This is a genomic window from Streptomyces pratensis, assembly GCF_016804005.1.
Taxonomy (GTDB): domain Bacteria; phylum Actinomycetota; class Actinomycetes; order Streptomycetales; family Streptomycetaceae; genus Streptomyces; species Streptomyces pratensis_A.
The window spans coordinates 8,004,170-8,030,281 of the sequence record NZ_CP051486.1; the positions used below are offsets into that span (position 1 = coordinate 8,004,170).

The window sequence follows — 26,112 nt, forward strand, 5'->3', positions numbered from 1 at the left end:
CCGCACGGGCCCGGACGATGGACCCGCACGGCGGCGGACGCTCAGACCGCCAGCACCTCCGCGAGGATCCGCGCCGCCCTCTCCGCGTCGGCGAAACCGACGTACAGCGGGGTGAAACCGAAGCGCAGGAGGTCCGGAAGGCGCAGATCGCCCACCACACCCCGCTCGATGAGCGCGCCCATCACCGCTTCCGCGTCGTCGCACCGCAGCGAGACCTGACTGCCGCGCTCCGCGTGGGCCACCGGGGTCACCGGCAGGACCCGGCCCTCGGGGGCGTAGGCGGCGAGGCACTCCAGGAAGAAGTCCGTCAGCGCCAGGGACTTGGCACGTACGGCGTCCACCGATACGCCGTCCCACACGTCGAGCGACGCCTCCAGCGCCAGCATGGACAGGATGTCCGGAGTGCCGACCCGGCCCCGTACCGGACCGTCCGCGGGGGCGTACCCGGGTGTCATCGCGAACGGGTCGGCGTGCGAGGTCCACCCGGGCAGGGGCGAGTCGAAAGCAGCCTGATGCCGCTCGGCGACGTACAGGTACGCGGGCGAACCGGGGCCGCCGTTGAGGTACTTGTACGTACAGCCGATGGCCAGGTCCACACCGTGCGCGTCGAGGCCCACCGGCAGGGCACCCGCGGTGTGGCACAGGTCCCAGACGGCGAGCGCGCCCGCCTCGTGGACGGCGGCGGTGAGGCCGGGCAGGTCGTGCAGCCTGCCCGAGCGGTAGTCGGCGTGGTTCAGCAGGACGACCGCGGTGCGCGGGCCTAGGGAGGCCCCCACGTCGGCCGGGTCGACGGGGACGACACGGTGACCCGTCAACCGGGCCGCCGACTCGGCGATGTACCCGTCCGTGGGGAACGTCGTGGCGTCGACGAGGATCTCGTCCCGCCCCTCGCCCGCGAGGCGGGTCGCGGCGACGACGGCCTTGAAGACGTTCACGCTGGTGGAGTCGCCCACCACGATCTGTCCGGCGGCCGCCCCGACCAGCGGGGCGATCCGGTCGCCGATCCGCTCGGGCGCGGTCCACCAGCCGCTCTCGCCCCAGGAGCGGATGCGCAGCGCGCCCCACTCACGGGTGATCACGTCCTGCATGCGCGCCGGCACGTGGCGGGGCAGCGCGCCCAGCGAGTTGCCGTCGAGGTAGACGGTGTCGTCGAGGGTGAACAGCTCGCGCAGCGAGGCCAGTTCGTCAGCGGTGTCGAGCGCCTCGGCGCGCTCCTTGAAGTCAGACATGGCTACGCGCCGTCCACAGCTCGGGGAACACGCTCTTGGTGGCCCGCTTCTCCAGCCAGGCGACCCCGGCCGATCCGCCGGTCCCGGTCTTCGAACCCATCGCCCGCCGGGTCGCGGTCAGATGGTCGTTGCGCCAGCGCCACACCAGCTCGCCGACATCCGTCAGCACCTCGCCGAGCCGTACGAGCTCGGCGTTCTGGTCGGCGTCGGCGTAGATCTCGGCCCAGACGGCCTCGACCTCGGGGGACGGCTCGTACTTCTGCGACAGGTCCCTCCGCAGTACCGACCGGGGCACTGCGTATCCACGGCGGGCCAGCAGGGCGAGCGTCTCGTCGTAGAGACCGGGTTCGTGGAGCGCCTTCTCCAGCTCCGCGTGGACACGGGGCGCGCCCCGGTGCGGCACGAGCATGGAGGCGGACTTGTCGCCCAGCAGGAACTCCATCCGGCGGTACATCGCCGACTGGAAACCGGATCCTTCGCCGAGCGAACCCCGGTAGGAGTTGAACTGGGCGGGGGTGAGGCCGGCGAGCGGCTTCCAGGAGGCGTTCAGCGCCTCCAGCTCCCGCAGCGAGCGCTTCAGCGCGTCCCGGGCGACGGGTATGCGGTCCTCGCGCAGGGCGTGGGCCGCCGTCTCCCACTCATGGACGATGACCGTGAACCACAGCTCCATGACCTGGGTGGTGACCAGGAAGACCATCTCGCCGGGATCGTCCGAGCGCAGGTGCTGGAGGTGGGTCAGTACATCCGCCTGGACGTAGTCCTCGTACGGAGTCGTTCCCGCGAAGTCCAGGTGCGGGGTCTCCGCACCGGTGGCTTCGGGGTCGGGGTGGTTCGTCGACATTTCTGTCTCCTCGACACGAGCTTCCGGGTAGCGGTCCGCCCCTTCCTCTGAGGTGGTGGAGCTCCGGTCCCCTGTTCGGCATCCTAACGGCCTTCCGCGGAACGCGTCGGGCCCCGCGGGCTGCTGCCCGCGGGGCCCGGAAGGCGGGGCCGTATCAGCTCAGGATGTCGGCGGCGGTCTGCGAGGAGTCGCGCAGGAAGGTCGAGCAGCGCTCGTACTCGTCCTGCTCGCCGATCGCCTGCGCGGCACGCGCGAGGGCGTGCAGGGCACGCAGGAAGCCGCGGTTCGGCTCGTGCTCGAACGGGACGGGGCCGTGGCCCTTCCAGCCCGCGCGGCGCAGGGCGTCGAGCCCGCGGTGGTAGCCGGTGCGCGCGTACGCGTACGACTCTACGATCCGGCCGCCCTCGTACGCCTCGTCGGCGAGCTGCGCCCAGGCCAGCGAGGACTTGGGGTACTTCGCGGCGACGTCGGCGGGAGCCGTGCCGCTCGCGAGCAGCTCGCGCGGCTCCGGGTCGTCGGGCAGATGGGTCGGGGCAGGGCCCCCGAGAAGGTTCTCGTGGATGGACATGGTTCAAGTGTGCCTGGGGCGGGGGTCCGGCTCCAATGGCGGGGCCGAGACACCGCAGTGCACCGAGCACTCCGGGCGGCGCTCCGGCCGGGCCTCGGGAGGCTTCCGCACGGCCCACCAGGCGATCACCGAGCCCGCCGCCAGCAGACCCGCGCACATCGGCATGGCCCGCCGGAACGTCGAGGCGAACTCCCCGGCGTCCCGGTACGCCTCGGGGCCCATCCCGGCCAGCAGCGGGAGCGCGGCCACCGCGAGCAGCCCGGCGGCCCGTGCGGCCGCGTTGTTGATGCCGCTGGCCAGCCCGGCCCGGCCGGTGTCCACTGCGGCCAGCACGCTCGCGGTGAGGGGCGCCACGAGGGTGACCATGCCGAGGCCCAGCACCAGCACGGCGGGAAGGACGTCCAGCGGGTAGGAGGCGCCGGGGCCGACCCTCAGCATGAGGAGCATCCCGGCGGCCGCCAGCAGCGGCCCGACGGTGAGCGGGATGCGGGGCCCGATGCGCCGCCCGAGGTCGCCCGCAGACGCGGAGAAGAGCAGCATGAGCACCGTCGTCGGCAGGAGCGCGGTGCCCGCGCCGAGCGCCGAGTAGCCGGCGACCACCTGGAGCTGGATCGCGGACAGGAAGAAGAATCCGCCCAGGGCCGCGTACACGCAGAACGTGACGACGTTGACGGCCGTGAACTGCCGCGACGCGAAGATCGACGGAGGCACCATGGGATCGGCACGGCGCCGTTCGACCTGCACGAAGGCCACCCCGAGGGCCACTCCTCCCAGTGCCGCACCGATCACCGTGACGGACGCGCCCTGCTCCGGGACCTCGATCAGCGCATAGGTGACCAGCGCGAGCGAGAGTGCGGCGAGGGCGGCACCGAGCACGTCGAAGCGGCCGTGGGCCTCCGGGTCCCGGGACTCCGGTACGTGGCGCAGGGCCACGGGGACGCAGACGGCGGCGAGCGGCAGGTTGAGCAGGAACACCCACCGCCACCCCGGCCCGTCCACCAGCCACCCTCCGAGGAACGGCCCGACAGCGGCCCCGACCCCGCCGAGCCCGGACCAGAGCCCCACGGCACGGGCCCGGTCGTCGGGGTGGAAGCTCGCCTGGATGATCGCGAGCGAACCGGGGGTGAGCAGCGCGCCCCCGACCCCCTGCAACGCCCGCGCGGCGACCAGCACCTCCGCGTTCGGCGCGATCCCGCACAGCAGCGAGGCCACGGCGAACCAGACCACCCCGAGGACGAACACCCTCCGCCGCCCGAACCGGTCCCCGAGCGCACCACCGAGCAGGATCAGTCCCGCCAGGGTGAGCATGTAGGCGTTGACGGTCCACTGCAGGGCCGCCAGATCGGTTCCGAGGTCCTCGCCGATTCGGGGAAGGGCCACATTGATGACCGTCGAGTCGAGCAGGGCCATGCTGGACCCGAGCACAGTGGTCAGGACGACCCAGCGCCCCACGGGCGAGGCAACCCGGATCCCGTCGCCGTCCGCACCGTCCGCACCGTCCGCGTCAGTCATACGAGCAGCATCTCCGCTGCCGGGCCGGGCGGCCATTCACGGCCTCCACCCGGCCCACCGGCCCCTCACGCTCACCAGGTCAGCCCCCGGCGCATGGGTACTTGCCGGCGCCTGCGCCGCTCGGGAAGGCATCAAGGGCAGGCACACCCCTACCCGTGGATCCGCGTGCCAGGCGCCGGACACGGAGCGGGCCCGGCCTCCGAAGGGAGACCGGGCCCTCTCGCGCGTCCGTGACGTGCCTACTTCTCGTCCGTGACGTGCTGCTTCTCGTCCGTGATGACGTGCTTACTTCAGCTTGGTGCCCGAGGAACGCAGGTTGGCGCAGGCCTCGGTGACACGCTTGGCCATGCCCGCCTCGGCGGACTTGCCCCAGCTGCGCGGGTCGTAGACCTTCTTGTTGCCGACCTCGCCGTCGACCTTCAGCACGCCGTCGTAGTTGCGGAACAGGTGGTCCACGATCGGGCGGGTGAAGGCGTACTGGGTGTCGGTGTCGAGGTTCATCTTCACGACGCCGTTCTCCAGCGCCGTGGCGATCTCCTCCGCCGTGGAGCCCGAGCCGCCGTGGAAGACGAAGTCGAACGGCTGGCTGCCGGCAGGCTGGCCGTACTTGGCGGCCACACCCTGCTGGAGGTCCTTGAGGAGCTCCGGACGCAGGACGACGTTGCCCGGCTTGTAGACGCCGTGGACGTTGCCGAAGGAGGCTGCCAGCAGGTAGCGGCCCTTCTCGCCCAGGCCGAGCGCCTCGGCCGTACGCAGCGCGTCGTCGACGGTCGTGTACAGCTCGTCGTTGATCTCGTGCGTGACGCCGTCCTCCTCGCCACCGGTCGGGGTGATCTCGACCTCAAGGATGATCTTGGCGGCGGCGGCCTTGGCCAGCAGCTCCTGGCCGATGGCCAGGTTGTCGGCGAGGGTCTCGGCGGATCCGTCCCACATGTGCGACTGGAACAGCGGGTTCAGACCCTTGGCGACGCGCTCCGCGGAGACGTCGAGCAGCGGACGTACGTAAGCGTCCAGCTTGTCCTTGGGGCAGTGGTCGGTGTGCAGCGCGACCGTGATGTCGTACTTGGCGGCGACGATGTGCGCGAACTCGGCCAGGGCTACGGCGCCCGTCACCATGTCCTTGTTGTGCTGGCCGCCCAGGAATTCGGCACCACCGGTGGAGATCTGGACGATGCCGTCGCTCTCCGCCTCCGCGAAGCCGCGCAGTGCAGCGTGCAGGGTCTGGGTCGACGTCACATTGATGGCCGGGTAGGCGAACTTGCCTGCCTTCGCCCGGTCGAGCATCTCGGCGTAGACCTCGGGGGTTGCGATGGGCATCTGTCCGCTCCTTGGGATGTGCGGGTGTGCGGTGCTTGGTCCCTGACCTGGGGGCGACGTCATCGTCGCCCTTATCATCCCAGACTCTTGATTCGGCTCCACGCTGCCCGTCGGGTACCGCTCCCCGTTTCACGTGAAACGGGGAGCGCCCCGAAGAATCCCCAGGTCAGGACAGGTCGAGGTCCGCAACCGAGTAGACGTGGACGTACGGCAGACCGGCGTCGGCGATCGCCGGGGCGGCACCGCGCTCCACGATCACGGCAACGGCCACGACCTCACCTCCGGCCTCGCGGACCGCCTCGACCGCGGTCAGCGGCGAGCCACCGGTCGTCGAGGTGTCCTCGACGACGAGACAGCGACGGCCCTTGACGTCCGTGCCCTCGATCCTGCGCTGCATCCCGTGGGCCTTCTGCGCCTTACGCACGACGAACGCGTCCAGGCTCTTCCCGCGCGCCGCCGACGCGTGCAGCATCGAGGTCGCCACCGGGTCGGCGCCCAGCGTCAGGCCGCCGACACAGTCGTAGTCGAGCTCGGCGGTGGCATCGAGCATCACCTGGCCGACCAGCGGCGCGGCCTTGCCGTCCAGGGTGATCCGGCGCAGGTCGATGTACCAGTCGGCTTCCAGACCCGAGGAGAGGGTCACTTTGCCGTGTACCACGGCCTTGTCCTTGATCTGCTGGAGCAGCTCAGCGCGTACGTCAGTCATGTCAACGAGGGTAAGGGCTGCCACCGAGGGTCAGAGCCGTACCCAGCTCCAGGTCGTCGTGATCTCGAGGGGCTCGATCGGGGTGACCAGCCGGGGTGCCGTGTTCAGCCCGTTCGGCGGCCCGGACTGCGGCTCCACACAGACCGCCTCCGCCTGCTCGTCGTAGATCACCACCCACTCGTCCCGGCTCCTGACCGTCAGCTCCAGCTGTTCGGGCCAGGTGAGACGCACGTCGACGCCTGCGGGCATCCCGAAGCAGTCGTCCCACGGGCCCGGCAGGGGGTCGATCCGCCGGCCGGTCGGCAGGTGGTTGTCGCCCCTCTCCTCCTGCCATTCCGCGTCGAAGCCGATCCGTACGTCCTCGCCTCCGATGTTCCGGAGGAACCAGGGGTGCCACCCGGCCTGTGCCGGGAAGGAGTCCCCGTACGTCTCGATGCCGAGGCTCAGCGTCAGCGACTCCTCGGTCAGCTCGAAGGACTGCGTCACCCGGCCCTCGTACGGCCATGGGTCGGCCAGATCGTAGAAGAAGGCCGCTTCCGCCTCTCCTTGCCGGGCGGGCTTCCAGGAGGTGTCGCGGCCGGTGCCGTGGATGGCGTGCGGCGGCGAGTTCAGCGGCAGCCGGTGCAGCTCGCCGCCATTGCGGAACAGGCCGTTCTCGGTGCGGCCGCACCACGGCACCATGGGGAAGCAGCCGTACCGCTCGCCCTGACGCAGCAGTTCGGTGCCCCCGATCCGCAGGCTGCTGATCCGGCAGCCGTGCACGGGGTCAACGGTCAATTCGACGTCGCCGGCGGTCAGCCGTGCGTTCTTCACAACTCTGCTCACCCCCCGACACTACTGGCGCGGGGCGGCTCGTCAGGGCCTCCTGCGCCGCAGAGCCCTGCCCACGACCACGGCGGAGGCGATCGCCAGGGCGGCTGCCGGGGCGGCCCAGCGCAGCGTGATCCCCGCGGCGCCCGCCTCGGGCGAAGGCACGGGCGCGTACCGGCCGCGCGGCGGGGCGTGATCGACCTCTTCCGTACTGCGGCCGATCATCGTGCGGCGCGCGTGCGCGGCCTCGGCCGGCGGCTCGTCCGGCACGGTGAACTCGATCTCCGCGGACGGATCGAGCGACGGCGGCGGTACCGGCGCGTCGAACACGGAGTCCTTGTCCGCGGGTGGAGACCCGGCGGACGCCCCGGGCGCGGACGTCCCGGACGACGACGGCTCGGACGACGACGGCTCGGTGGGCTCCGCCTCCGGAGACTGCGGCCCGCCGGACGGGGGCTCCGGGGCCGACGCATCCCCGGACGGGGACTCCGCGGGCGACGGGGGCTCCACGGGCGACGGCTCGCCGGACCGCTCCCCGGTCTCCGGTGCACCGTCCTTCGATGCCAGGGACTCCGTCACCAACTGCTGCGTGAACCGGTCCAGCAGCCGCTGCGCCGCAGCGAGCGCCGCGGACGGGTCCAGGTCCACGATGCGGCCGTCGCCGCCCGCCGTGCCGGTGAACCCGATCGTCGTTCCGCCGTCCGTCTCCGAGAGCCGGACGGTCATCTCCAGCTTCGCCGCGCCCGTGCCCCGGGACTCCACCCCCTCCCCGGTCACGGAGAAGGAGTCACCCCCGGCGGAGGGCCGCAGCGTCAGCGCCCCGCGATACGTGATCGTGTGGCCGTCGGCCCGGAACTTCAGCCGGCCCGTGAGCGGCCCCGCCGACGCGTCGGCATCCTGCTGGAGTCCTGGTACGCAACGCGCGACGCGGGCGGGATCACCCAGCGTCCGCCGCAGGGACGGGACCGGAACCGGAACGAACACCTCATGCTCCATACCGCCCGAGCCTACTCAGCCCCGGCCGTCCCGTCAGCGCTTCCACCCCCCGGACACCGTGCGGACCGCAGCGCCCGGCCGCGCTCACGGTTCGTCGCGGTACCGCGGGTGGACCAGTGTCGACGGCGGCACCCCGTGCCGCGCCACCCGCTCCGCCGCGTGCCGGCCGGCCAGCAGCTCCCGCTCCCCCAGCGTGCGCAGCGGGGGCGCGTCCGGGTCGAGGGCCAGCGGGCCCACCTCCTGCCGGGCGGCCAGCACGAACCCCCAGTCCCCCGGCGCCTCCGCCCGGTGCGGGCCCGCCTCGGCCCCGCGGAGCCGGCCGTCGACGCGGTACGTCAGGGTCGCCAGGCCGCCCGCCCGCACCGATGCCTCCACCGTCCGGAACGTCGTCGGCCCTGTGCTCGGCGGCCCCGCGTGCACCACCAGCCGCCCGCCCGGCTCCAGAGCCCCGGCGACCAGCCCGTAGAACTCGGCGGCGTAGAGCTTCGTGCTGGCCGTGATCCCCGGGTCGGGGAGGTCCGAGACCACCACGTCGTAGTGGTCGTGCGCGGCCCGCAGCCAGGCGAAGGCGTCCCCGGTGACCGCCGTCAGCCGCGGATCGTCGTACGCGTGCCCGTTCAGCTCGGACAGCGCCGGGTCCGTGCGGGCCAGACGGGTGACCGCCGGATCGAGCTCGACGACCACGACGGACGTGACGTCCGGATAGCGCAGCACCTCCCGGGCGGCCAGTCCGTCGCCCCCGCCCAGGATCAGCACCCGCCTGTGCGCCCCGTTCATCGCCGGGTGCACGAGCGCCTCGTGATAGCGGTGCTCGTCCCTGGAGCTGACCCGGAGCCGGCCGCCCAGGTAGAGCCGGAGCGAGCCACGCCCCGGACCGGTGAGGACGATCTCCTGCACCTCGGTCTGCACGGCGACCCGCACCTCGTGCCCGTACACCGCGCGCCGCGCCGCGCGCTCGAAGTCGTCGACCAGGACGGAGGCCGTGGCGAGCAGCGCGATCACCGCGCCGTTGACGACGATCAGCAGCCGGCGTGACCGCGGGCCCATGTCGCGCCGGAACACCCAGAGCACGAGCGCCCCGCCCACCGCCGCGTTGACCCCGCCGGTGAACAGTGCCCCGGTGAGCTGGCCCATCGTCGGCAGCAGCAGGAACGGGAAGGCCAGCCCGCCGACCAGCGCGCCCACGTAGTCGGCGGCGAACAGGTCCGCGACCGCCCCGCCCGCGTCCTGCCGGTCGACCCGCTGGATCAGAGTCATCAGCAGAGGGATCTCCGCGCCGATCAGGATGCCGATCGCGAGCGAGAAGCCGACCAGTGCGTAGCGCGACTCCCCGAGCCAGGCGAACGAGGCGTACAGGACGAGCGCCGAGGTGCCGCCGACGAGTGCGAGCGCGGCCTCGATCAGGCCGAACCCCACGGCCGCGCGGCTGCGTAAACGTTTCGCGAGCAGCGACCCGATGCCCATCGCGAACACCATCACGGACAGCACGACCGACGCCTGCGTCACCGAATCACCGATGAGGTACGAGGCCAGCGCCAGCAGTTCCAGCTCGTACACCAGACCGCACGCGGCACAGATGAAAACCACGGCCAGGACGAGGAAACGCCCGGTCCTCGGCCGTACGGGAAGCCGCGTCGCGCCCTCTCGCGTCCGCATCTGCTGGTCGATCATGAAACGAACGCTACGTGACCGACAGGTTGCCGTTTGTCACCCACACGGGTGTAAGTGACGCACGCCCGGGCCCGGCGCACCGCTGCGGACGGGCCCGCGCGCCCCCTCACGACACCGCGGCAGGCACCCGCGCCCTCACCCGTGTCCGGGTCACGACCAGCTGCCCCTCCTGGGGATACGCGTGCCAGGTCCGCCAGCGCACCTGGCCCTCGGTCCACTGGGCGAGCATCGCCGTGAAGGCATGCGGGCTGCCGGGGAACGTCCCCGCCAGCCCGTGCGGATGGTCGGCCACCAGCGCGAGCAACTCCTGCGCTCGGCCTGCGAACGAGCCCTCCGAGAGCGTCTCCACGCGAGCCGCGAACTCGTAGTCCCAGTCACCCAGACTCTCGGCGACCCCCAGCGGCAGCGGAGTGCTGCTGCCCGGCAGACAGGCGACGGTCTCCGAGCACGTGCGGCCCCTCTCCTCCAGCAGGACCTGGTGCGAGGCACCCAGGAGCCTCAACTGCACTTTGGCGTCCGCTAGTTCGAGGTCGAGCACGGCGAGGGCGGGCAGCGGCTCCCGCCCGAGCGCCCACGCCAGATCAGCGGCTCGGGTATCGGAATAGGAGGTCTGAAGGGTCGTGAGCATGGATCGGCTCCGCTAAACACACAGGGACACGTGGACAGGAGTTACCCCCGTGCGGCGCACGCGGGGGAGCAGGGGCCCGATCCGGCCCAACTAGGGCCCGGGGGCTGAATGTTCTCAACATCGATGCAATCACGAAGTACGTCGCGCTCACAGCATTTTTACCCAACTTGCCGTGCTTTCCATCCCTCAGGGGGCAGGACGGTTCACCTGTTCCCCGCAGCCCCAACAAAAAGGTGTCCGGCGGGAGTTCGTCCCGCCGGACACCTCTGGCGCACTCGTCCGGCAAGGGACGGGCGAACCCGTCTCAGTTGCCGCCACCACAGCCGCCGCCACCACCGCAGCTGCTACTGCTGCTGCTACTGCCGCCGCCTCCGCCGCCGCAGGAGTGCCCGCCGGAGTCACCACCGCCGTCCCCGGCCCACCAGCTGTTCCCGCCGGAGCCTCCTCCCCCGCCGCCGTCCGAGCCACGGCGCCCCGCGCGTCCCCCCGGGGCCCTCTTCCTGCCACCCGATCCCGTGACCAGTGCGGCGATCCCCACCGCCACGATCACCAGGAACACGATGAAGACGAACAACTCCATCGACCTCACATCCTTCTGTCCCCCGAAGCGAGGTCCCCGCTTCTCGACTGCCCGTTGGATTCCCGCGCCCCGCCGGGGCGAAAGCAGACTTGAGCAACTCCAGAGCTTCGGCACAGGATGGCGCCCATGACAAAGGGACGACCGCTGCTCAACCGCCGCCTCACCGAGTTCGGCACGACGATCTTCGCGGAGATGTCGGCGCTGGCCCTACGGACCGGATCGATCAATCTCGGTCAGGGATTCCCCGACACCGACGGCCCCGAGGAGATCCGCGAGGCCGCGGTCCGCGCCCTGCGCGCCGGCCACGGCAACCAGTACCCACCGGGCCCCGGAGTCCCCGAGCTGCGCTCCGCGGTCGCCGACCACCAGCGGCGGCACTACGGACTGGAGTACGACCCCGACGCCGAGGTCCTGGTCACCACCGGCGCCACGGAAGCGGTCGCCGCATCCCTGCTGGCCCTCCTGGAGCCCGGCGACGAGGTCATCGCCCTGGAGCCGTACTACGACTCGTACGCAGCCTGCATCGCCATGGCGGGCGGCACCCGTGTCCCCGTCACGCTCCGGCCGCACGAGGGCGCCTTCCGGCTCGACCTCGACGAGCTGCGCGCCGCAGTCACGCCCCGCACCCGGCTGATCCTCCTCAACACCCCGCACAACCCGACCGGCACCGTGCTCACCCGGGACGAGCTGGCGGCCGTCGCCGCGCTCGCGTGCGAGCGCGACCTCCTGGTCGTGACCGACGAGGTGTACGAGCACCTCGTCTTCGAGGGCGAGCACATCCCCCTCGCGTCCTTCCCCGGCATGCGGGAGCGCACGGTCACCATCAGCAGTGCGGGCAAGACGTTCTCGCTGACGGGCTGGAAGATCGGCTGGATCACGGCGAGCCCGGAACTGGTCACCGCGGTCCGTTCCGCAAAACAGTTCCTGACGTACGTCTCCGGCGGCCCCTTCCAGTACGCCGTCGCCGAGGCCCTGCGCCTGCCCGACAGCTACTTCGACGAGCTGCGCGCCGACCTGCGCGCCAAGCGCGACATGCTGAGCGCGGGCCTCGAGGAGGCCGGCTTCGACGTCTACGAGCCCGCCGGGACGTACTTCGTCACCACCGACATCCGCCCGCTCGGCGCCGGGGCCGACGGCTTCGCCTTCTGCCGGGCCCTCCCGGAGCGCTGCGGGGTCGTCGCCGTCCCCAACGCGGTCTTCTACGACCACCGGGAGCAGGGCGCGCCCTTCGTCCGCTTCGCCTTCTGCAAGCGCGCGGACGTGCTCACCGAGGCGGTCGCCCGGCTGAAGAGCCTCAGGGCGTCCTGACACGACCGCGCCCCGAGGGTGCGGGAAGGCCGCACTCGGCCAGGCGCGGCAGAGGCCCGGGCGGGGCGGCCGTACCGGCCACACCCCGTCCCGGGCCTCCGGCGGCCGTCCGTCGGCTCAGGCCTCCGTGGGCTCCTCGCCCTCGGGCTTCTTCTCCGCGGGCTCCAGGCCGAGACGCTCCACGAGCCACTTGTCGAACTCGATCGAGGCCCGCACCCAGCTGACCGTCGAGGAGACGAAGTGCTCCAGGCTGACACCGGTGCCGATGAGCATCTGCGCCTCACCGACCAGCCGCACGGAGCCCGCAGCGCCCTCCTCGCCCTCGTGGGCGTGCGTGTAGACCTTGGGCCACAGGGTGCGGCGGTTCCAGTCGTCGACCGCGTCGAGCAGGACGGCGCGCTGGTCCAGGGCGTGGGGACGGTCGTAGAAGGTACGGACCGAGAAGACCTGCTGCTCCTCCTCGCCGCGGAACATGAAGTACGTCCGGAAGTCTTCCCACGGCGCGGCGAGGTCTCCCTCGTCGTCGACGACGAACTTCAGCTCCATCTGCTCGAGAAGCTGCTTGACGAGGTCCTGGTCGGGGACCACGGGGCCCTCGGGTCCGGCCGCCTGCGGTTCGGGCTGGCCCCCGAAGTTGGGGATCGAGGACGGGTCGATAGACATCGCTGGGTACTCCTGTGGATCGCACGTGGTTTCCTGGCTTCGACCCTAGCCGCGATCGCGGCCGGTAGTCCTACGCGCTCAGGGGAATCGTCCCCGCGCCCGTCCCCCTGGCCCGCGCCCAGGAAACCGCGACCAGGACGGCGCAGAGCGTGCCGATGACACCCGCGGCTCCGATCGTCCTGGCCGAGGACCCCGACAGCTCCGCCGCCAGGCCGCCGGCGGCGACACCGACCCCCTGCATGGCGGTCAGCCCCGACCTGGCGAGTCCGAGTGCCTGACCACGCTGGTCGGCAGGGGTGAGCAGGACGAACGTCGCCCCCGCGGTGATCTGGTACGCGGAGCAGATCCCCGAGACCAGCAGGACCAGCAGGGCCACCCCGACGCCGGGGCCCGCCCAGTAGACGACCAGCGGAAGGTTCGCGCCCACCGCCAGCGGGCCGAGCAGCCGGCGGCGCCGCTCGGGCCCGAAGCCCTCACGCCCGAAGAGCGCCGCGCCGACGACCATCCCCGCGGGATGCGCGGCGAGCAGGAGCCCCACCGCCGCGGCGCTCCCGCCGGCCTCCTCCGCGAAGGGTGCGGCGAGGCCCTCGGGCAGCATGATGAACCCCGCCAGCCAGCCGAGCGCGACCAGCGACCGCAGCCGGGGGTCCGACCAGATCAGCGACGCCGCCTTGCCCACCTGGGTGCGCACCCGCTTCGGCCGCGCGTCGGGACCCGAGTCCACCGGCCGCGCCTTCACACCGAGCCTGATCAGGGCTGCGGAGATCAGGAACGTCGCCGCGTTCAGCCCGAGGGAGAGGTGACTGCCCAGCCACACGACGAGCACGCCGCCGACGGCGAACCCGATCAGCTGCCCGGCCTGGTGGGTGATCAGCATGACCCGCTGCCCCCGCTCGTACAGCCGCTCCCCCAGGACGGCCGGCATGAGGGCGCCCTGCGACGCCCCGAACGGTGCCTCGGCGAGCTGTGCCAGCACCAGCAGTCCGGCCAGCAGCGGCAGAGGGGTGCCGGGCAGTGCCATGAGCCCGACGAGTACGGCGCGCACCAGGTCGCAACCGATCATGACCGTGCGGCGGGGGAACCGGTCGGCGAGACCGGAGAGGAACACCCCGGACACCAGGGCGGGCAGAGTCGTCAGGGCATAGGTCGCCGCGGTCCAGCCGGCCGACTCCGTGCGTTCGAACACCAGCAGCGACAGCGCGACCCGGGCGAGTTGGTCACCCAGGACCGACTGAGTAAAAGCCACCCACAGCGTACGAAATTCACTCAGGCGAATAAGACTGTCACCTGTGCCGTTCTTCGGCTCCGCACTCGCCTCGCCGGGTATCCGCTCCGTCATGCGCGTACCCTACCGGTTTCAGAATTCGGCACAGCCACTTCTGCGGCTACGAATAGAGGGCCCGGAGTGTCCTGATATTTGCACGGAACATGATCGGCCGCCCCACCGTCACACCGGTTGAGGTCAAGGGTGCAGATATGTATCGACCCGATACAAAAAAAGACGGCCGGACTCTGCCACATCCGCCGTTCAGCCAAGGAATGTAAAAATTCGGCTCAATATCGCGGCCCGCCCTTCCAGTGATGCATGCCAGACACATGTATCACTGGGGACGGACCCGCACATGCGCGTCCCCGGCCGGGAGACACAGGTCTTCCGGCCGGGGACGCGTGACACCGCGTGACACCCGTCAGAGGGTCTTGGCCTCCGTCACGGCCTCCACGGTCAGCCCGTCACCGGCCCGGTCCACCCGGACCGTGTCGCCGTCCTTGACCTCGCCCGCGAGGATCTCCTTCGCGAGCCGGTCGCCGATCGCGGTCTGGATGAGCCGGCGCAGCGGCCTGGCGCCGTACGCCGGGTCGTTGCCCTCCACTGCCAGCCAGGCCAGTGCGTCGGGGGTGATGTCGAGACGGATCCGCCGGTCGGCCAGCCGCTTCGCGAGGCGGTCCACCTGGAGCCCCGCGATGTGGGCGAGCTCGTCGCCGGACAGGGCCGAGAAGACGACCAGGTCGTCGAGCCGGTTGAGGAACTCCGGCTTGAACGAGGCCCGTACGACGTCCAGGACCTGCTGCTTCTTCACCTCCGGGCCGACCAGGGGATCGATCAGGAACTGGCTGCCCAGATTCGACGTGAGGATCAGGATGGTGTTGCGGAAGTCCACCGTCCTGCCCTGGCCGTCGGTGAGCCGGCCGTCGTCGAGCACCTGGAGCAGGATGTCGAAGACCTCGGGGTGTGCCTTCTCCACCTCGTCCAGGAGCACGACGCTGTACGGGCGGCGGCGGACCGCCTCCGTGAGCTGGCCGCCCTCCTCGTAGCCGACGTAGCCGGGCGGGGCACCGACGAGACGGGCGACGCTGTGCTTCTCGCCGTACTCGCTCATGTCGATGCGGATCATGGCCCGCTCGTCGTCGAACAGGAAGTCCGCGAGCGCCTTGGCCAGCTCCGTCTTGCCGACCCCTGTCGGACCGAGGAAGAGGAACGAGCCGGTGGGCCGGTCAGGGTCGGCGATGCCCGCGCGCGTGCGGCGTACGGCGTCCGACACGGACCGCACGGCCTCGGTCTGGCCGATCAGCCGCCTGCCCAGCTCGGACTCCATCCGCAGCAGCTTCTGGGTCTCGCCCTCCAGGAGGCGTCCGGCCGGGATCCCGGTCCAGGCGCCGACGACGTCGGCGATGTCGTCCGGGCCGACCTCCTCCTTGACCATGGTGTCCTTGGAGGCCTCCTGCTCGGCCTCGTCCGCTTCGGCCAGCTCCCGCTCCAGGCCGGGGATCTCCCCGTACAGCAGCTTGGACGCGGTGTCGAAGTCGCCGTCGCGCTGGGCCCGCTCCGCCTGGCCCCGGAGCTCGTCGAGGCGCTCCTTGAGCTCACCGACGCGGTTCAGGCCCTGCTTCTCCTTCTCCCAGCGGGCCGTGAGGCCCCGCAGCTCCTCCTCCTTGTCGGCGAGATCACGGCGGATCTTCTCCAGGCGCTGCTTGGAGCCCTCGTCGGTCTCGTTCTTGAGCGCCAGCTCCTCCATGTGCAGCCGGTCGACGGAACGCTGGAGCTCGTCGATCTCCAGGGGTGAGGAGTCGATCTCCATGCGGAGCCGCGAGGCCGCCTCGTCGACGAGGTCGATGGCCTTGTCGGGGAGGAACCTGGACGTGATGTAGCGGTCGGAGAGCGTCGCGGCCGCCACCAGTGAGGAGTCGGCGATCTGGACCTTGTGGTGCGCCTCGTAGCGCCCCTTGAGGCCACGCAGGATCGCGATGGTGTCCTCGACCGACGGCTCGGCGACCAGCACCTGCTGGAAGCGGCGCTCCAGCGCGGGGTCCTTCTCGATGCGCTCGCGGTACTCGTCCAGCGTGGTGGCGCCGACCATGCGGAGCTCACCCCGGGCGAGCATCGGCTTGAGCATGTTGCCCGCGTCCATCGCGGAGTCGCCGCCGGCGCCCGCGCCGACGACGGTGTGCAGCTCGTCGATGAAGGTGATGATCTGCCCGTCGCTCTCCTTGATCTCGGAGAGGACGGTCTTGAGGCGTTCCTCGAACTCACCGCGGTACTTGGCGCCGGCGACCATCGCACCGAGGTCCAGGGAGACGAGCCGCTTGTTCCGCAGGGACTCGGGCACGTCGCCCTTGACGATGCGCTGGGCGAGGCCCTCGACGACGGCCGTCTTGCCGACGCCGGGCTCACCGATGAGCACGGGATTGTTCTTCGTACGGCGCGACAGCACCTGTACGACACGGCGGATCTCCTGGTCACGGCCGATGACCGGGTCCAGCTTGCCCTCGCGTGCGGCGGCCGTGAAGTCCGTGCCGAACTTCTCCAGCGCCTTGTACTGCCCCTCGGGGTCGGGAGTGGTCACCCGGCGCCCTCCCCTGCTCTTCTCGAACGCGTCCAGCAGCTTCTTCGCGCCGGCTCCCTGCCCGTCGAGGATCTCACCGGCACGGCCGCCCTTCGCCGCGACGGCGATCAGCAGGTGCTCGGTGGAGAGGTAGTCGTCGCCGAGTTCCTTCGCACGCCGGTCGGCGTCCGCGATCACGGCGAGCAGCTCACGATTGGGCTGCGGGGGTGCCACGGTCGACCCGGTGACGCTGGGCAGCGCGCCGAGGAGCCTTTCGGTCTCGGTGCGCACCGCCACCTGGTCGGCGTCGACCGCGGCCAGCAGGTCGGTGATGTTCGCGTTGTCCTCGCCCGCGAGCAGCGCAAGCAGCAGGTGCCCGGGGGTCAGGTCGGGATGCCCGTCCTTCACGGCCCTGCTGGTGGCCGCGTTGAGGGCGTCCCGGCTCTTGTTGGTCAGCTCGGCGTCCACGGGCGCTGTCTCCTCCTCGTGTCTGGTACGTCAGGGAACTATGACTCGAACAACGGGTACAAAGTTGAGTCTATTCCACTCAAGGCCATTCGGGCGCCTCCCCGGGCCGCCCGCGGGCCCGCCTCTCTAGGCTGACCCCATGCCCGACGTACGCAACCCCGGCACCGAGTACCTCGCCTTCTGGCGGGAACGACACGTGTGCACACTGACCACGCTCCGCCCGGACGGCACACCGCACGTGGTGCCGGTCGGCGTGACGTACGACCCGGAGACGCGGCTCGCCCGCGTCATCACCGGCAGGAACACCAGGAAGGCCGCCCACGTCCTGGCGGCGGGCCCCGAAGGGGCACGGGTCGCGGTCTGCCAGATGCAGGGGCGACGCTGGGCGACCCTGGAGGGGCGGGCCGTGGTCCGCACGGAGCCCGGGGAGATCGAGGACGCGGTCCGCCGCTACGCGGAGCGGTACGAGCGCACCCCGCGGCACAATCCCGAGCGGATCGTCATCGAGATCGCCGTCGACAGGGCTCTCGGAAACGCCTAGCAATCGGAAACGCCTGGTAATTCGAGGAGAATTCCGCACAGCACAACGGCGCCATCGTGTTCAGGTCACGATGGCGCCGTTGTGTGGGGGAAGTGCCGGAACGATATGTAAAGACGGGGGAATCGTTCAGGCACTGCGGGGGGTGGCGGAAATGGCTTCTTGTTCGAACAGCTCATGGTCGCGCTGATCGAGATTTACGAAAATCATGCCGTACCTCACGGCACAGCGAACCGGTTGCGGTGCTCCGCGCGGCCGACGAAGACAGCGATAGGCACGGATGTCGTCATCCGTTTCCATCACGACGACAATGGGCTCCCCGAACAGGGTGACCATCAACGAATCGCCCTGGCGGGTGAGCGCCGTGAGCAGATCGATGAAGTGCCACCCTGAGCGGTAGGCCGTAGCCATCTCCCGCCGGAAGGTGCGGTCGTCCGGAGGGGTGGTCATGCGCTTGCTGCGCCCGTCGGCGCGCCCCAGCTGATCTCGCCGCCGGCCGTCGTGGGAGCACCCCAGCTGATCTCGCCGCCGGCCGTCGTGGGAGCACCCCAGCTGATCTCGCCGCCGGCCGTCGTGGGAGCACCCCAGCTGATCTCGTCCCCGGCCTTCGTGGGCATACCCCAGCTGATCTCGCCGGGCGCATCGGCCGCTCGCACGGACCAGCTGATTTCGCCCGCCCCCGCCGCCTGCTCCGACCAGCTGATCTCGCCCGGTCCGGATGCGTTGCCGGCCACGCCGCCCGCCACGCCGAAGGCCAGGGCCGCGACGAAAGCGGCAGCAAGCACCGAGCGAAGCTTTCGCTTATCCATAGTCGGCTTCGTCCTCACTTGTGGATTCCTCTCCCCCGCACCCACGACGATGTCTCACCCAGACCACACAACGCCACCGGGACGATGCATCATGTTCCTGCATGTTCAGGAACCTGGGGGGTGGAGATATGACCACAAAAAGCACAACAGGGACACATCCTCATGGGGTCACCGACCTGTGCGACGAAGGAAAGCGTCTCTACGCCAGCGCCCTGCGTTCGGGCCGGATTTCACGCGCGGAAGTCGGCCCCGCCCCCTGCCTGATGGAATTCGCCCTCCTGCATCCCGATCCGGACGACACGACCTGGCTCAGGCCCGTCCCTCCGTCGGCGGCGCTGGCCCAGCGGCTGCACCCCCTGGAGCGGGAGATCAAGGACCGCCGACGGCGTTCCGTCGAGCTCGCGGAGTCCTTCGAGCCCTTCATGGACATCAGCGCGCAGGACCCGCCGACCACCCACGCCATCACGGTGCTGGAGGGCGGCAACAGGATCAACGCCGCCCTCGACCTCGCCACCGCCGAGTGCCGCACGGAGGTGCTCACCGTCCAGCCGGGCGGCGACCGGGGCGAGGACCGCCTCAGCGAAGGCCTGGAACGCGCCCTGTCGGTGGTCGACCGGGGCGTCAGCATGCGCACGCTCTACCAGCACACCGTCAGGCACAGCCAGGGCACACTCGCCTACGCCGCGCGCCTGGCCAACGACAAGGTGGAGATCCGCACCCTGGAGGAGCTCATCGAGCGCCTCCTCGTCTTCGACCGGACCGTTGCCTTCATCCCCGCCCAGAACGACGACCAGGTCGCCCTCGAACTCCGCCATCCAGGGCTCGTCAACTACCTGGTGAAGGTCTTCGAACAGCTGTGGAGCCGCGCCTCCCCCCTGCTCGGAGAGCTGCAGTACGATCCACCGACCAAGGGCATCAGCGGCGTTCAGCGTTCCATAGCCCAACTCCTGGTCGAGGGACACGTGGACGACTCGATCGCCCGCCGCCTCGGCATGAACGTCCGCACCTGCCGGGCGCACGTCGCGAAGCTGTCCGCCACCCTCGGCAGCACGAGCCGCGCCCAGCTGGGCTATCTGATCGCGCGGTCGGGAATCCTGGACCAGGACTCCTGACCGTGTGCCACCCGAAACCTCCCCACCCCCGGGCCGACGGGCACGACCGCGCGGGCAGGGGGACGGCGGGGCGTATCCGGAAAGCACCGGGAGAGTCCCCCGCTCCCTCCCGGCAGCTCCACACTCCCCCCGCAGCCGCGTACGCGCCACGGTCATCTTGTTGCAGTGCATGAAGTGAGGGGTCGTCAAATCACTACCGATGAGGCAAACACGAACCATTCGCACGGGCCGAGAGAGCTCTGCGCCACCGGCCTGCGACTGTACGAGGAAGCGGTAGTCGCGGGACGCATCCCCCGCACCGCTCTCGTGGCCGCTCCCTGCCTGGCCGACATGGGCCTCGTCCAGCCCGAGCCGGCCGACTCCGCGTGGATGCGCCCCGTCCCCCCGTCCGCCGCACTGGCCCACCTGCTCCAGCCGATCACCCGCGAGCTCGACGAGCGGGTACAGCTCGCCGCCGCGCTCAGCAGGTCGCTGACGCCCCTGACCTCGGTCGCCAGCGCCGATCCCGACCTGGCGTTCACGGTCCTGGAAGGCAAACCGGTGATCGAGGCGGCCCTGCGGGACGCGACCTCCGTCGTCACCGAGCAGGTCCTCACGGCCCAGCCGGGCAGCGACCGCCCCCTGAACGGGATGGAGCGGGGGGTCGCCAACGCCCGGACGGCCATCGCGCGTGGAGCCCGGCTCCGGCACATCTACCAGCACCCGGCGCGCTACGGCACCACCGTCAGGGCCTATCTCGACCAGATCTCCCCCGAGGACCTTCAGGTGCGTACCACCGAACAGACCGTGGAACGGCTGATCATCTTCGACCGGACGGTCGCGTTCATCCCGGCGGCGCCCGACCGCCGCACAGCCCTCCGCATCCGGCACCCCGCCCTGGTCGACTACCTCATCCAGGTCTACGAGGTCCTCTGGGCCCAGGCCACGCCCTTCGCGCAGCAACTGCCCGCGCCCACCCCGGGCGTCCAGGTCACGGCCGTCCAGCAGAGCATCGCAAGGCTCCTCGGCGAGGGCCACGTCGACGACGTGGTGGCCCGCAAGCTGGGCATCAGCGTGCGCACCTGCCGCTCCCACATCGCCAAGCTCATGCAGGCCCTGGGCGCCACCAGCCGGACCCATCTCGGCGTCCTGATCATGCGCGCCGGCATCGTCGACGCGGCCACGGGGAAAGGGCCCGTCCCGGAGTCGTGAGACTCCGGGGCGGGCCCTTTCCGGCCGGCTCAGTCCTTCGGCCTCTTGGGCCGCCAGACCACCAGCGCGCTCGTCTGGTGCACGTCCTGGTACGGCACCAGGTCACGCCGGTAGGAGGCGTGCACCTGGGCCTCGCGCTGCTGCATGGCCACGGCCGCGCCGTCCACGGCCGCCGAGAGCTCGGCGACCCGCTGCTGGAGCGCGGCGACCTGGTTCTCCAGCTCGATGATGCGCTTGATCCCCGCGAGGTTGATGCCCTCGTCCTGCGACAACTGCTGGACGGTGCGCAGCAGTTCGATGTCACGGGCCGAGTAGCGCCGGCCGCGCCCGGCCGTGCGGTCGGGCGAGACCAGGCCGAGACGGTCGTACTGGCGCAGCGTCTGCGGGTGCAGGCCCGAGAGCTGGGCCGCGATCGAGATCACGTAGACCGGTGATTCGTCGGTCAGCTGGTACGGATTGCGTCGACGGCCGTCCATCTCAAGCTCCCTTCGCAGCCTGGAACAGCTCCGCCCGCGGGTCCTCCCCCGCGGTCGACTTCCGGTAGGCCTCCAGCGCGTCCTGGGCGTCCGAACCGAGGTCCGTGGGCACGGCCACCTCGACGGTGACCAGGAGGTCTCCCCGGGTGCCGTCCTTGCGCACGGCGCCCTTGCCCCGGGCCCGCATGGTACGTCCGTTGGGCGTGCCGGCGGGGAGTTTCAGGGTGACCGGGGGCCCGCCGAGCGTGGGGACCTTCACCTCGCCGCCGAGTGCCGCCTCCGGGAAGGTGACGGGCACGGTGACGGTGAGGTTGTCGCCCTTGCGGCCGAAGACCGGGTGGGCGTCGACGTGGACGACGACGTACAGGTCGCCGGCCGGACCGCCGCGCTCGCCCGGGCTGCCCTTGCCGCGCAGCCGGATCCGCTGGCCGTCCAGGACCCCCGCGGGGATCCTGACCTGCATCGTGCGGGCCGACTTCGCCCGGCCGCTGCCCTTGCAGACCTCACAGGGGTCCTGGGCGATGAGGCCGCGGCCCTTGCAGTCCACGCAGGGATCGGTCAGCGAGAATCCGCCGCCGGTGCCGCGCGACACCTGGCCGGTGCCGACGCACGTCGGACAGACCCTCGGGGTGCCGTTCTTGTCGCCGGTGCCCGAACACGCCTTGCAGGGGGCCTGGCTGGACATCCGGAGCGGGACCGTGGCCCCGTCGACCGCCTCGGTGAAGCTGAGCGTCACCTCGGACTCGATGTCCTGGCCGCGCCGCGGCTGGACACGGGTGCCGCCGCCGCCCCGGTTGAACAGCCCACCGAAGACGTCGCCGATGCCGCCACCGCCGAACCCGCCGGCTCCGGCGTTCTGGCCGCCGCCCGGGGCACCCCCGAAGAGGTCGCCCAGGTCGAAGTTGAAGTTGCCGCCCGCGCCGCCGGGACCCGCCCGGAAGCCTCCGCTGCCGAAGAGGGCGCGCGCCTCGTCGTACTCCTTGCGCTTCTTGGGGTCGCCGAGGACGTCGTTCGCCTCGGAGATCTCCTTGAAGCGCTCCTCGGCCTTGGCGTCACCCTTGTTGGCGTCCGGGTGGAACTCGCGGGCGAGCTTCCGGTACGCCTTCTTGACCTCGGCGTCGGTGGCGTCCTTGGGGACGCCGAGAACCTTGTAGTAGTCCTTCTCGACGAAGTCCTTCGTGCTCATCGACGTCCCTCCTTCCGGACGATCGGCCGTGCGGCCGGCCCCATGGCCGGCCGCACGCCGCGTCGGTGTTCCCCGCAGTGGTCGGACGGAATGTCAGACCTCTTCGGTGCCACCGCTCTCCTCGTCGTCTGCCTTCTCTTCCTTCGCCGCCGCGGGCGTGGCGCCCGGCTGCGGTTCGGCCACGGCCACCCGCGCGGGGCGGATGGTGCGCTCCCCGATGCGGTACCCGGGCTGCAGGATCGCCACGCAGGTCGTCTCGGTGACGTCCGGCGCGTACGAGTGCATCAGGGCCTCGTGGATCGTCGGGTCGAAGGGCTCGCCCTCCTTGCCGAACTGCTGGAGGCCCAGCTTCGCGACGACCGTCTCCAGGGATTCGGCCACCGACTTGAAGCCGCCGACGAGCTCGCCGTGCTCACGGGCCCGGCCGACGTCGTCGAGCACGGGCAGGAGCTCGGTCAGAAGGCCCGCTGCCGCGACCTCCTTGACCATCACCCGGTCGCGCTCGACGCGACGACGGTAGTTCTGGTACTCGGCCTGGAGCCGCTGGAGGTCGCCCGTGCGCTCGCTGAGCGCGGTGCGGACCTGGTCCAGCTGGGCCGTCAGGGCCGCTGTCTGCTGTACGTCCCCGGCCGGGGCCGCCGCCTCCTCCTCGGAGGGGGCGGCCGCCTTCGGCTCGGCGTCGTCGGCATCGGCGCCGGAGGGGACGTCAGGCTTCTCGTCGAAGCCCGGAGTCTCCTCGGTCACGCCGCACCGCCCTTCGTGTCCTTCTCGTCGTCCACGATCTCGGCGTCGACGACGTCGTCGTCGGCCTTGGCCTGGCCGTCGCCCGGCGCCTCGGCACCCGGCGTCGCACCGTCGGACTGGGCGTTGGCGTACATCGCCTGGCCCAGCTTCTGGGAGACGGCCGCGACCTTCTCGGTGGCGGTGCGGATCTCGGCGGTGTCCTCGCCCTTGAGCTTCTCCTTCAGCTCGGTGAGCGCGGTCTCCACCTCCGTCTTCACATCGCCGGGGACCTTGTCCTCGTTGTCCTTGAGGAACTTCTCCGTCTGGTAGACGAGCTGCTCGCCCTGGTTGCGGGACTCGGCGGCCTCGCGACGGCGGTGGTCCTCGTCGGCGTACTGCTCGGCCTCTTCGCGCATCCGGTTGACCTCGTCCTTCGGCAGCGAGGAGCCACCGGTGACGGTCATCTTCTGCTCCTTGCCGGTGCCGAGGTCCTTGGCAGCGACGTGCATGATGCCGTTGGCGTCGATGTCGAACGCGACCTCGATCTGCGGCACGCCACGCGGGGCCGGCGGCAGACCGGTGAGCTCGAACATCCCGAGCTTCTTGTTGTACGCCGCGATCTCGCGCTCGCCCTGGTAGACCTGGATCTGCACGGACGGCTGGTTGTCCTCGGCCGTCGTGAAGATCTCGGAACGCTTGGTCGGGATCGTGGTGTTGCGCTCGATGAGCTTCGTCATGATCCCTCCCTTGGTCTCGATGCCGAGGGACAGCGGGGTCACGTCGAGGAGCAGGACGTCCTTGACCTCGCCCTTGAGGACACCGGCCTGGAGCGAGGCGCCGATGGCGACGACCTCGTCCGGGTTCACACCCTTGTTGGCGTCCTGACCGCCCGTGAGCTCCTTGACGAGCTCGGCGACGGCCGGCATACGGGTCGAGCCACCGACGAGGACGACGTGGTCGATCTCGGAGAGCTGGATGCCCGCGTCCTTGATGACGTTGTGGAACGGGTTCTTGCAGCGGTCCAGGAGGTCCGCGGTCAGCTGCTGGAACTGCGAGCGCGTGAGCTTCTCGTCCAGGTGCAGCGGGCCCTCGGCGGACGCCGTGATGTAGGGCAGGTTGATCGTGGTCTCGGTCGAGGACGAGAGCTCGATCTTCGCCTTCTCCGCGGCCTCGCGGAGACGCTGGAGAGCCATCTTGTCCTTGGACAGGTCCACGCCGTGCCCGTTGGCGAACTGCTTCACCAGGTAGTCGACGACCCGCTGGTCCCAGTCGTCACCACCGAGGTGGTTGTCACCGTTGGTGGCCTTCACCTCGACGACGCCGTCACCGATCTCCAGGAGGGACACGTCGAACGTGCCGCCACCGAGGTCGAAGACGAGGATCGTCTGGTCGTCCTTGTCGAGGCCGTACGCCAGCGCGGCGGCGGTCGGCTCGTTGACGATGCGCAGGACGTTCAGGCCCGCGATCTCGCCGGCCTCCTTGGTCGCCTGGCGCTCCGAGTCGTTGAAGTACGCCGGAACGGTGATCACCGCGTCGGCGACCTTCTCGCCCAGGTAGGACTCGGCGTCGCGCTTCAGCTTCTGCAGGATGAAGGCGCTCATCTGCTGCGGGTTGAAGTTCTTGCCGTCGATCTCGATCTTCCAGTCAGTGCCCATGTGGCGCTTGACCGAACGGATCGTCCTGTCGACGTTGGTGACTGCCTGGCGCTTCGCGACCTCGCCGACGAGCACCTCGCCGTTCTTGGCGAAGGCGACGACGGACGGCGTGGTCCTGGCGCCTTCGGCGTTGGTGATGACGGTGGGCTCGCCGCCTTCGAGAACGCTGACGACGGAGTTAGTCGTGCCCAGGTCGATGCCGACCGCACGTGCCATTTCAATTCCTCCAACTGACTACTTGAGTGGATCTGACTCAAGGATGCATGACACCCACCCTGGAGTCAAAGGACCTGAGCCACTTACGCTCAACTTATGTGCTCACATGCCTGCTGAGCTGGGAATTCTCATGTTCGGGGAATCGCGAGGGGCGAGGCCGATCCCGTCCCGGCCGGCTCCGACCCGCGACACCCGGCATGCGCGGCACGTCACACACACGCCTCCCACCATCGCACCGTGGGATCGTTCTGTCACAAAATGCATCGAGACGGTCATACCGTCACGTCATCGACTTCCGGGCAGGTGCAATGCGGAACGCGAAGCAGGCTGCGGCACGAAGGAAACGGCACCCCGCCGCATCGACGGCGGCCCGGAAGAGGGGCCCCGCCACCGACCGCACCCGCGGGGTCGCCCTGGCCGCCCGCACCCTCGGGGTCACCCTGGCCGCGCGCGCCGCCACGACGGGCGGGCAGATCGCCAGGAGCCTGGCAGCCGCGACCGCCACACGGGTCACCGGCCCCCTGGAGGCGCTGACCGTCAAGCGGAGTCTGGACCTGCTGCTCGGCACGGCGCTCCTGCTCCTGGCGGCCCCCGCGCTCGCCCTCGCCACCTTGACCCTCGCCCTCCGCCCCTACGGCCGGCAAGGCGTGCTCAGGCGTGAGACCCGGGTCGGCCTCGGCGGCCACCCCTTCGAGCTGCGTTCGCTGCGCACCCGACGGCTTCGGCTCGACCTGCTGTCCCGGCTGCCCCACGTGGTACGGGGAGACCTCTCCCTGGTGGGCCCGGCGCCGCTCACCCCCGACGAGGCCGCCCTGCTCGGACCGGCGGCAGGGCGCCGGCGGCAGGACCTCCGGCCGGGACTCACCGGCCTGGCCCAGGTGCGCGCCAGGTCCGGAATGCCCTGGGACGAACCCGCCCTCCTCGACGCCCACTACGCAGAGCATCATGGGACAGGGCTTGACCTGGCGATCCTGGCGCAATCCGCGCGCATCCACCTGCTTGCGGCACTACGCGGGCCGCGACGCCCGGGAAAGGCTCACCTGAGCGACACAGATCACCGCCTGCCCGGCTACAGCGTGGCGGAATAA

25 protein-coding genes are annotated in these 26,112 nt (G+C 70.7%); 5 read left to right on the forward strand and 20 right to left on the reverse strand.

Features of this window, described 5'->3' with window-relative positions:
* Positions 1-41: 41 nt before the first annotated feature.
* From kynU to HED23_RS33760, 11 genes are all read right to left on the reverse strand, one after another.
* Complete coding sequence (gene kynU, locus HED23_RS33710; RefSeq protein WP_203187092.1) at positions 42-1,229, reverse strand: kynureninase; 1,188 nt, start codon at positions 1,227-1,229, stop codon at positions 42-44.
* Complete coding sequence (locus tag HED23_RS33715) at positions 1,222-2,070, reverse strand: tryptophan 2,3-dioxygenase family protein (RefSeq protein ID WP_203187093.1); 849 nt, start codon at positions 2,068-2,070, stop codon at positions 1,222-1,224. The genes kynU and HED23_RS33715 overlap by 8 nt, the downstream gene beginning before the upstream one ends.
* A 154-nt stretch (positions 2,071-2,224) precedes the next feature.
* The gene (locus tag HED23_RS33720; RefSeq protein ID WP_203187094.1) at positions 2,225-2,638 is read right to left on the reverse strand and encodes a DUF3151 domain-containing protein; all 414 of its coding nucleotides are present in this window, start codon (positions 2,636-2,638) and stop codon (positions 2,225-2,227) included.
* Positions 2,639-2,641: 3 nt separating this feature from the next.
* On the reverse strand, positions 2,642-4,150 hold the full coding sequence (locus HED23_RS33725) for an MFS transporter (protein WP_203187095.1): 1,509 nt from the start codon (positions 4,148-4,150) through the stop codon (positions 2,642-2,644).
* Positions 4,151-4,435: 285 nt separating this feature from the next.
* Entirely contained in the window at positions 4,436-5,467 is a 1,032-nt protein-coding gene (gene fbaA / locus HED23_RS33730) for a class II fructose-bisphosphate aldolase (RefSeq protein WP_203187096.1), read from the reverse strand.
* A gap of 166 nt (positions 5,468-5,633) precedes the next feature.
* Positions 5,634-6,173, reverse strand: a complete 540-nt coding sequence (pyrE, locus tag HED23_RS33735; protein WP_203187097.1) for an orotate phosphoribosyltransferase — start codon at positions 6,171-6,173, stop codon at positions 5,634-5,636.
* 30 nt (positions 6,174-6,203) lie between these two features.
* Positions 6,204-6,998 (reverse strand): aldose 1-epimerase, encoded by a 795-nt coding sequence (locus HED23_RS33740; protein WP_203187098.1) that lies wholly within the window; start codon positions 6,996-6,998, stop codon positions 6,204-6,206.
* 30 nt (positions 6,999-7,028) lie between these two features.
* Positions 7,029-7,979: a carbon monoxide dehydrogenase gene (locus HED23_RS33745; protein WP_203187099.1), complete on the reverse strand. Its 951-nt coding sequence runs from the start codon at positions 7,977-7,979 to the stop codon at positions 7,029-7,031.
* Between the two features lie 84 nt (positions 7,980-8,063).
* A complete protein-coding gene (locus HED23_RS33750) occupies positions 8,064-9,650 on the reverse strand; it encodes a polyamine aminopropyltransferase (protein WP_203187100.1) in 1,587 nt (528 codons plus the stop codon).
* 106 nt (positions 9,651-9,756) lie between these two features.
* On the reverse strand, positions 9,757-10,278 hold the full coding sequence (locus tag HED23_RS33755; RefSeq protein ID WP_203187101.1) for a DUF2617 family protein: 522 nt from the start codon (positions 10,276-10,278) through the stop codon (positions 9,757-9,759).
* A gap of 304 nt (positions 10,279-10,582) precedes the next feature.
* Positions 10,583-10,858, reverse strand: coding sequence for a hypothetical protein (locus HED23_RS33760; RefSeq protein WP_203187102.1), 276 nt, complete (start codon positions 10,856-10,858; stop codon positions 10,583-10,585).
* Between the two features lie 126 nt (positions 10,859-10,984).
* Here HED23_RS33760 and HED23_RS33765 point away from each other — a divergent pair, with 126 nt between their 5' ends.
* Positions 10,985-12,166: a pyridoxal phosphate-dependent aminotransferase gene (locus HED23_RS33765; RefSeq protein ID WP_203187103.1), complete on the forward strand. Its 1,182-nt coding sequence runs from the start codon at positions 10,985-10,987 to the stop codon at positions 12,164-12,166.
* A gap of 117 nt (positions 12,167-12,283) precedes the next feature.
* Here HED23_RS33765 and HED23_RS33770 read toward each other — a convergent pair whose 3' ends face one another.
* From HED23_RS33770 to clpB, 3 genes are all read right to left on the reverse strand, one after another.
* Positions 12,284-12,829, reverse strand: coding sequence for a YbjN domain-containing protein (locus HED23_RS33770; protein WP_203187104.1), 546 nt, complete (start codon positions 12,827-12,829; stop codon positions 12,284-12,286).
* 70 nt (positions 12,830-12,899) lie between these two features.
* The gene (locus tag HED23_RS33775; protein WP_238442211.1) at positions 12,900-14,075 is read right to left on the reverse strand and encodes an MFS transporter; all 1,176 of its coding nucleotides are present in this window, start codon (positions 14,073-14,075) and stop codon (positions 12,900-12,902) included.
* Between the two features lie 442 nt (positions 14,076-14,517).
* Positions 14,518-17,118 carry an ATP-dependent chaperone ClpB gene (clpB, locus tag HED23_RS33780; RefSeq protein ID WP_203187106.1) on the reverse strand — a complete coding sequence of 867 codons (2,601 nt, stop codon included), beginning with the start codon at positions 17,116-17,118 and terminating at the stop codon, positions 14,518-14,520.
* A 139-nt stretch (positions 17,119-17,257) separates the two neighbouring features.
* Here clpB and HED23_RS33785 point away from each other — a divergent pair, with 139 nt between their 5' ends.
* Positions 17,258-17,659 (forward strand): pyridoxamine 5'-phosphate oxidase family protein, encoded by a 402-nt coding sequence (locus tag HED23_RS33785; protein ID WP_203187107.1) that lies wholly within the window; start codon positions 17,258-17,260, stop codon positions 17,657-17,659.
* Between the two features lie 126 nt (positions 17,660-17,785).
* On the opposite strand, the gene HED23_RS33790 is transcribed toward HED23_RS33785, so the two are convergent.
* Together HED23_RS33790 and HED23_RS33795 are read right to left on the reverse strand one after the other, a co-directional pair.
* Positions 17,786-18,106, reverse strand: coding sequence for a (2Fe-2S)-binding protein (locus HED23_RS33790; protein ID WP_033296620.1), 321 nt, complete (start codon positions 18,104-18,106; stop codon positions 17,786-17,788).
* On the reverse strand, positions 18,103-18,465 hold the full coding sequence (locus tag HED23_RS33795; RefSeq protein WP_203187108.1) for a 5'-nucleotidase: 363 nt from the start codon (positions 18,463-18,465) through the stop codon (positions 18,103-18,105). The genes HED23_RS33790 and HED23_RS33795 overlap by 4 nt, the downstream gene beginning before the upstream one ends.
* 101 nt (positions 18,466-18,566) lie before the next feature.
* On the opposite strand from HED23_RS33795, the gene HED23_RS33800 reads away from it, so the two are divergent.
* A complete protein-coding gene (locus HED23_RS33800; RefSeq protein WP_203187109.1) occupies positions 18,567-19,577 on the forward strand; it encodes a helix-turn-helix transcriptional regulator in 1,011 nt (336 codons plus the stop codon).
* A gap of 189 nt (positions 19,578-19,766) precedes the next feature.
* Positions 19,767-20,768, forward strand: a complete 1,002-nt coding sequence (locus HED23_RS33805) for a helix-turn-helix transcriptional regulator (protein WP_203187750.1) — start codon at positions 19,767-19,769, stop codon at positions 20,766-20,768.
* Between the two features lie 29 nt (positions 20,769-20,797).
* Here HED23_RS33805 and HED23_RS33810 read toward each other — a convergent pair whose 3' ends face one another.
* The 4 genes from HED23_RS33810 to dnaK all read right to left on the reverse strand — a co-directional run bounded on the left by HED23_RS33810 (position 20,798) and on the right by dnaK (position 25,024).
* Positions 20,798-21,244, reverse strand: a complete 447-nt coding sequence (locus HED23_RS33810; RefSeq protein ID WP_203187110.1) for a heat shock protein transcriptional repressor HspR — start codon at positions 21,242-21,244, stop codon at positions 20,798-20,800.
* A gap of 1 nt (position 21,245) precedes the next feature.
* The gene (gene dnaJ / locus HED23_RS33815) at positions 21,246-22,430 is read right to left on the reverse strand and encodes a molecular chaperone DnaJ (RefSeq protein ID WP_203187111.1); all 1,185 of its coding nucleotides are present in this window, start codon (positions 22,428-22,430) and stop codon (positions 21,246-21,248) included.
* Between the two features lie 93 nt (positions 22,431-22,523).
* Positions 22,524-23,174, reverse strand: coding sequence for a nucleotide exchange factor GrpE (gene grpE, locus HED23_RS33820; protein WP_203187112.1), 651 nt, complete (start codon positions 23,172-23,174; stop codon positions 22,524-22,526).
* Positions 23,171-25,024 (reverse strand): molecular chaperone DnaK, encoded by a 1,854-nt coding sequence (dnaK, locus tag HED23_RS33825; RefSeq protein ID WP_203187113.1) that lies wholly within the window; start codon positions 25,022-25,024, stop codon positions 23,171-23,173. The genes grpE and dnaK overlap by 4 nt, the downstream gene beginning before the upstream one ends.
* Positions 25,025-25,332: 308 nt before the next feature.
* On the opposite strand from dnaK, the gene HED23_RS33830 reads away from it, so the two are divergent.
* The gene (locus HED23_RS33830) at positions 25,333-26,112 is read left to right on the forward strand and encodes a sugar transferase (protein WP_238442212.1); all 780 of its coding nucleotides are present in this window, start codon (positions 25,333-25,335) and stop codon (positions 26,110-26,112) included.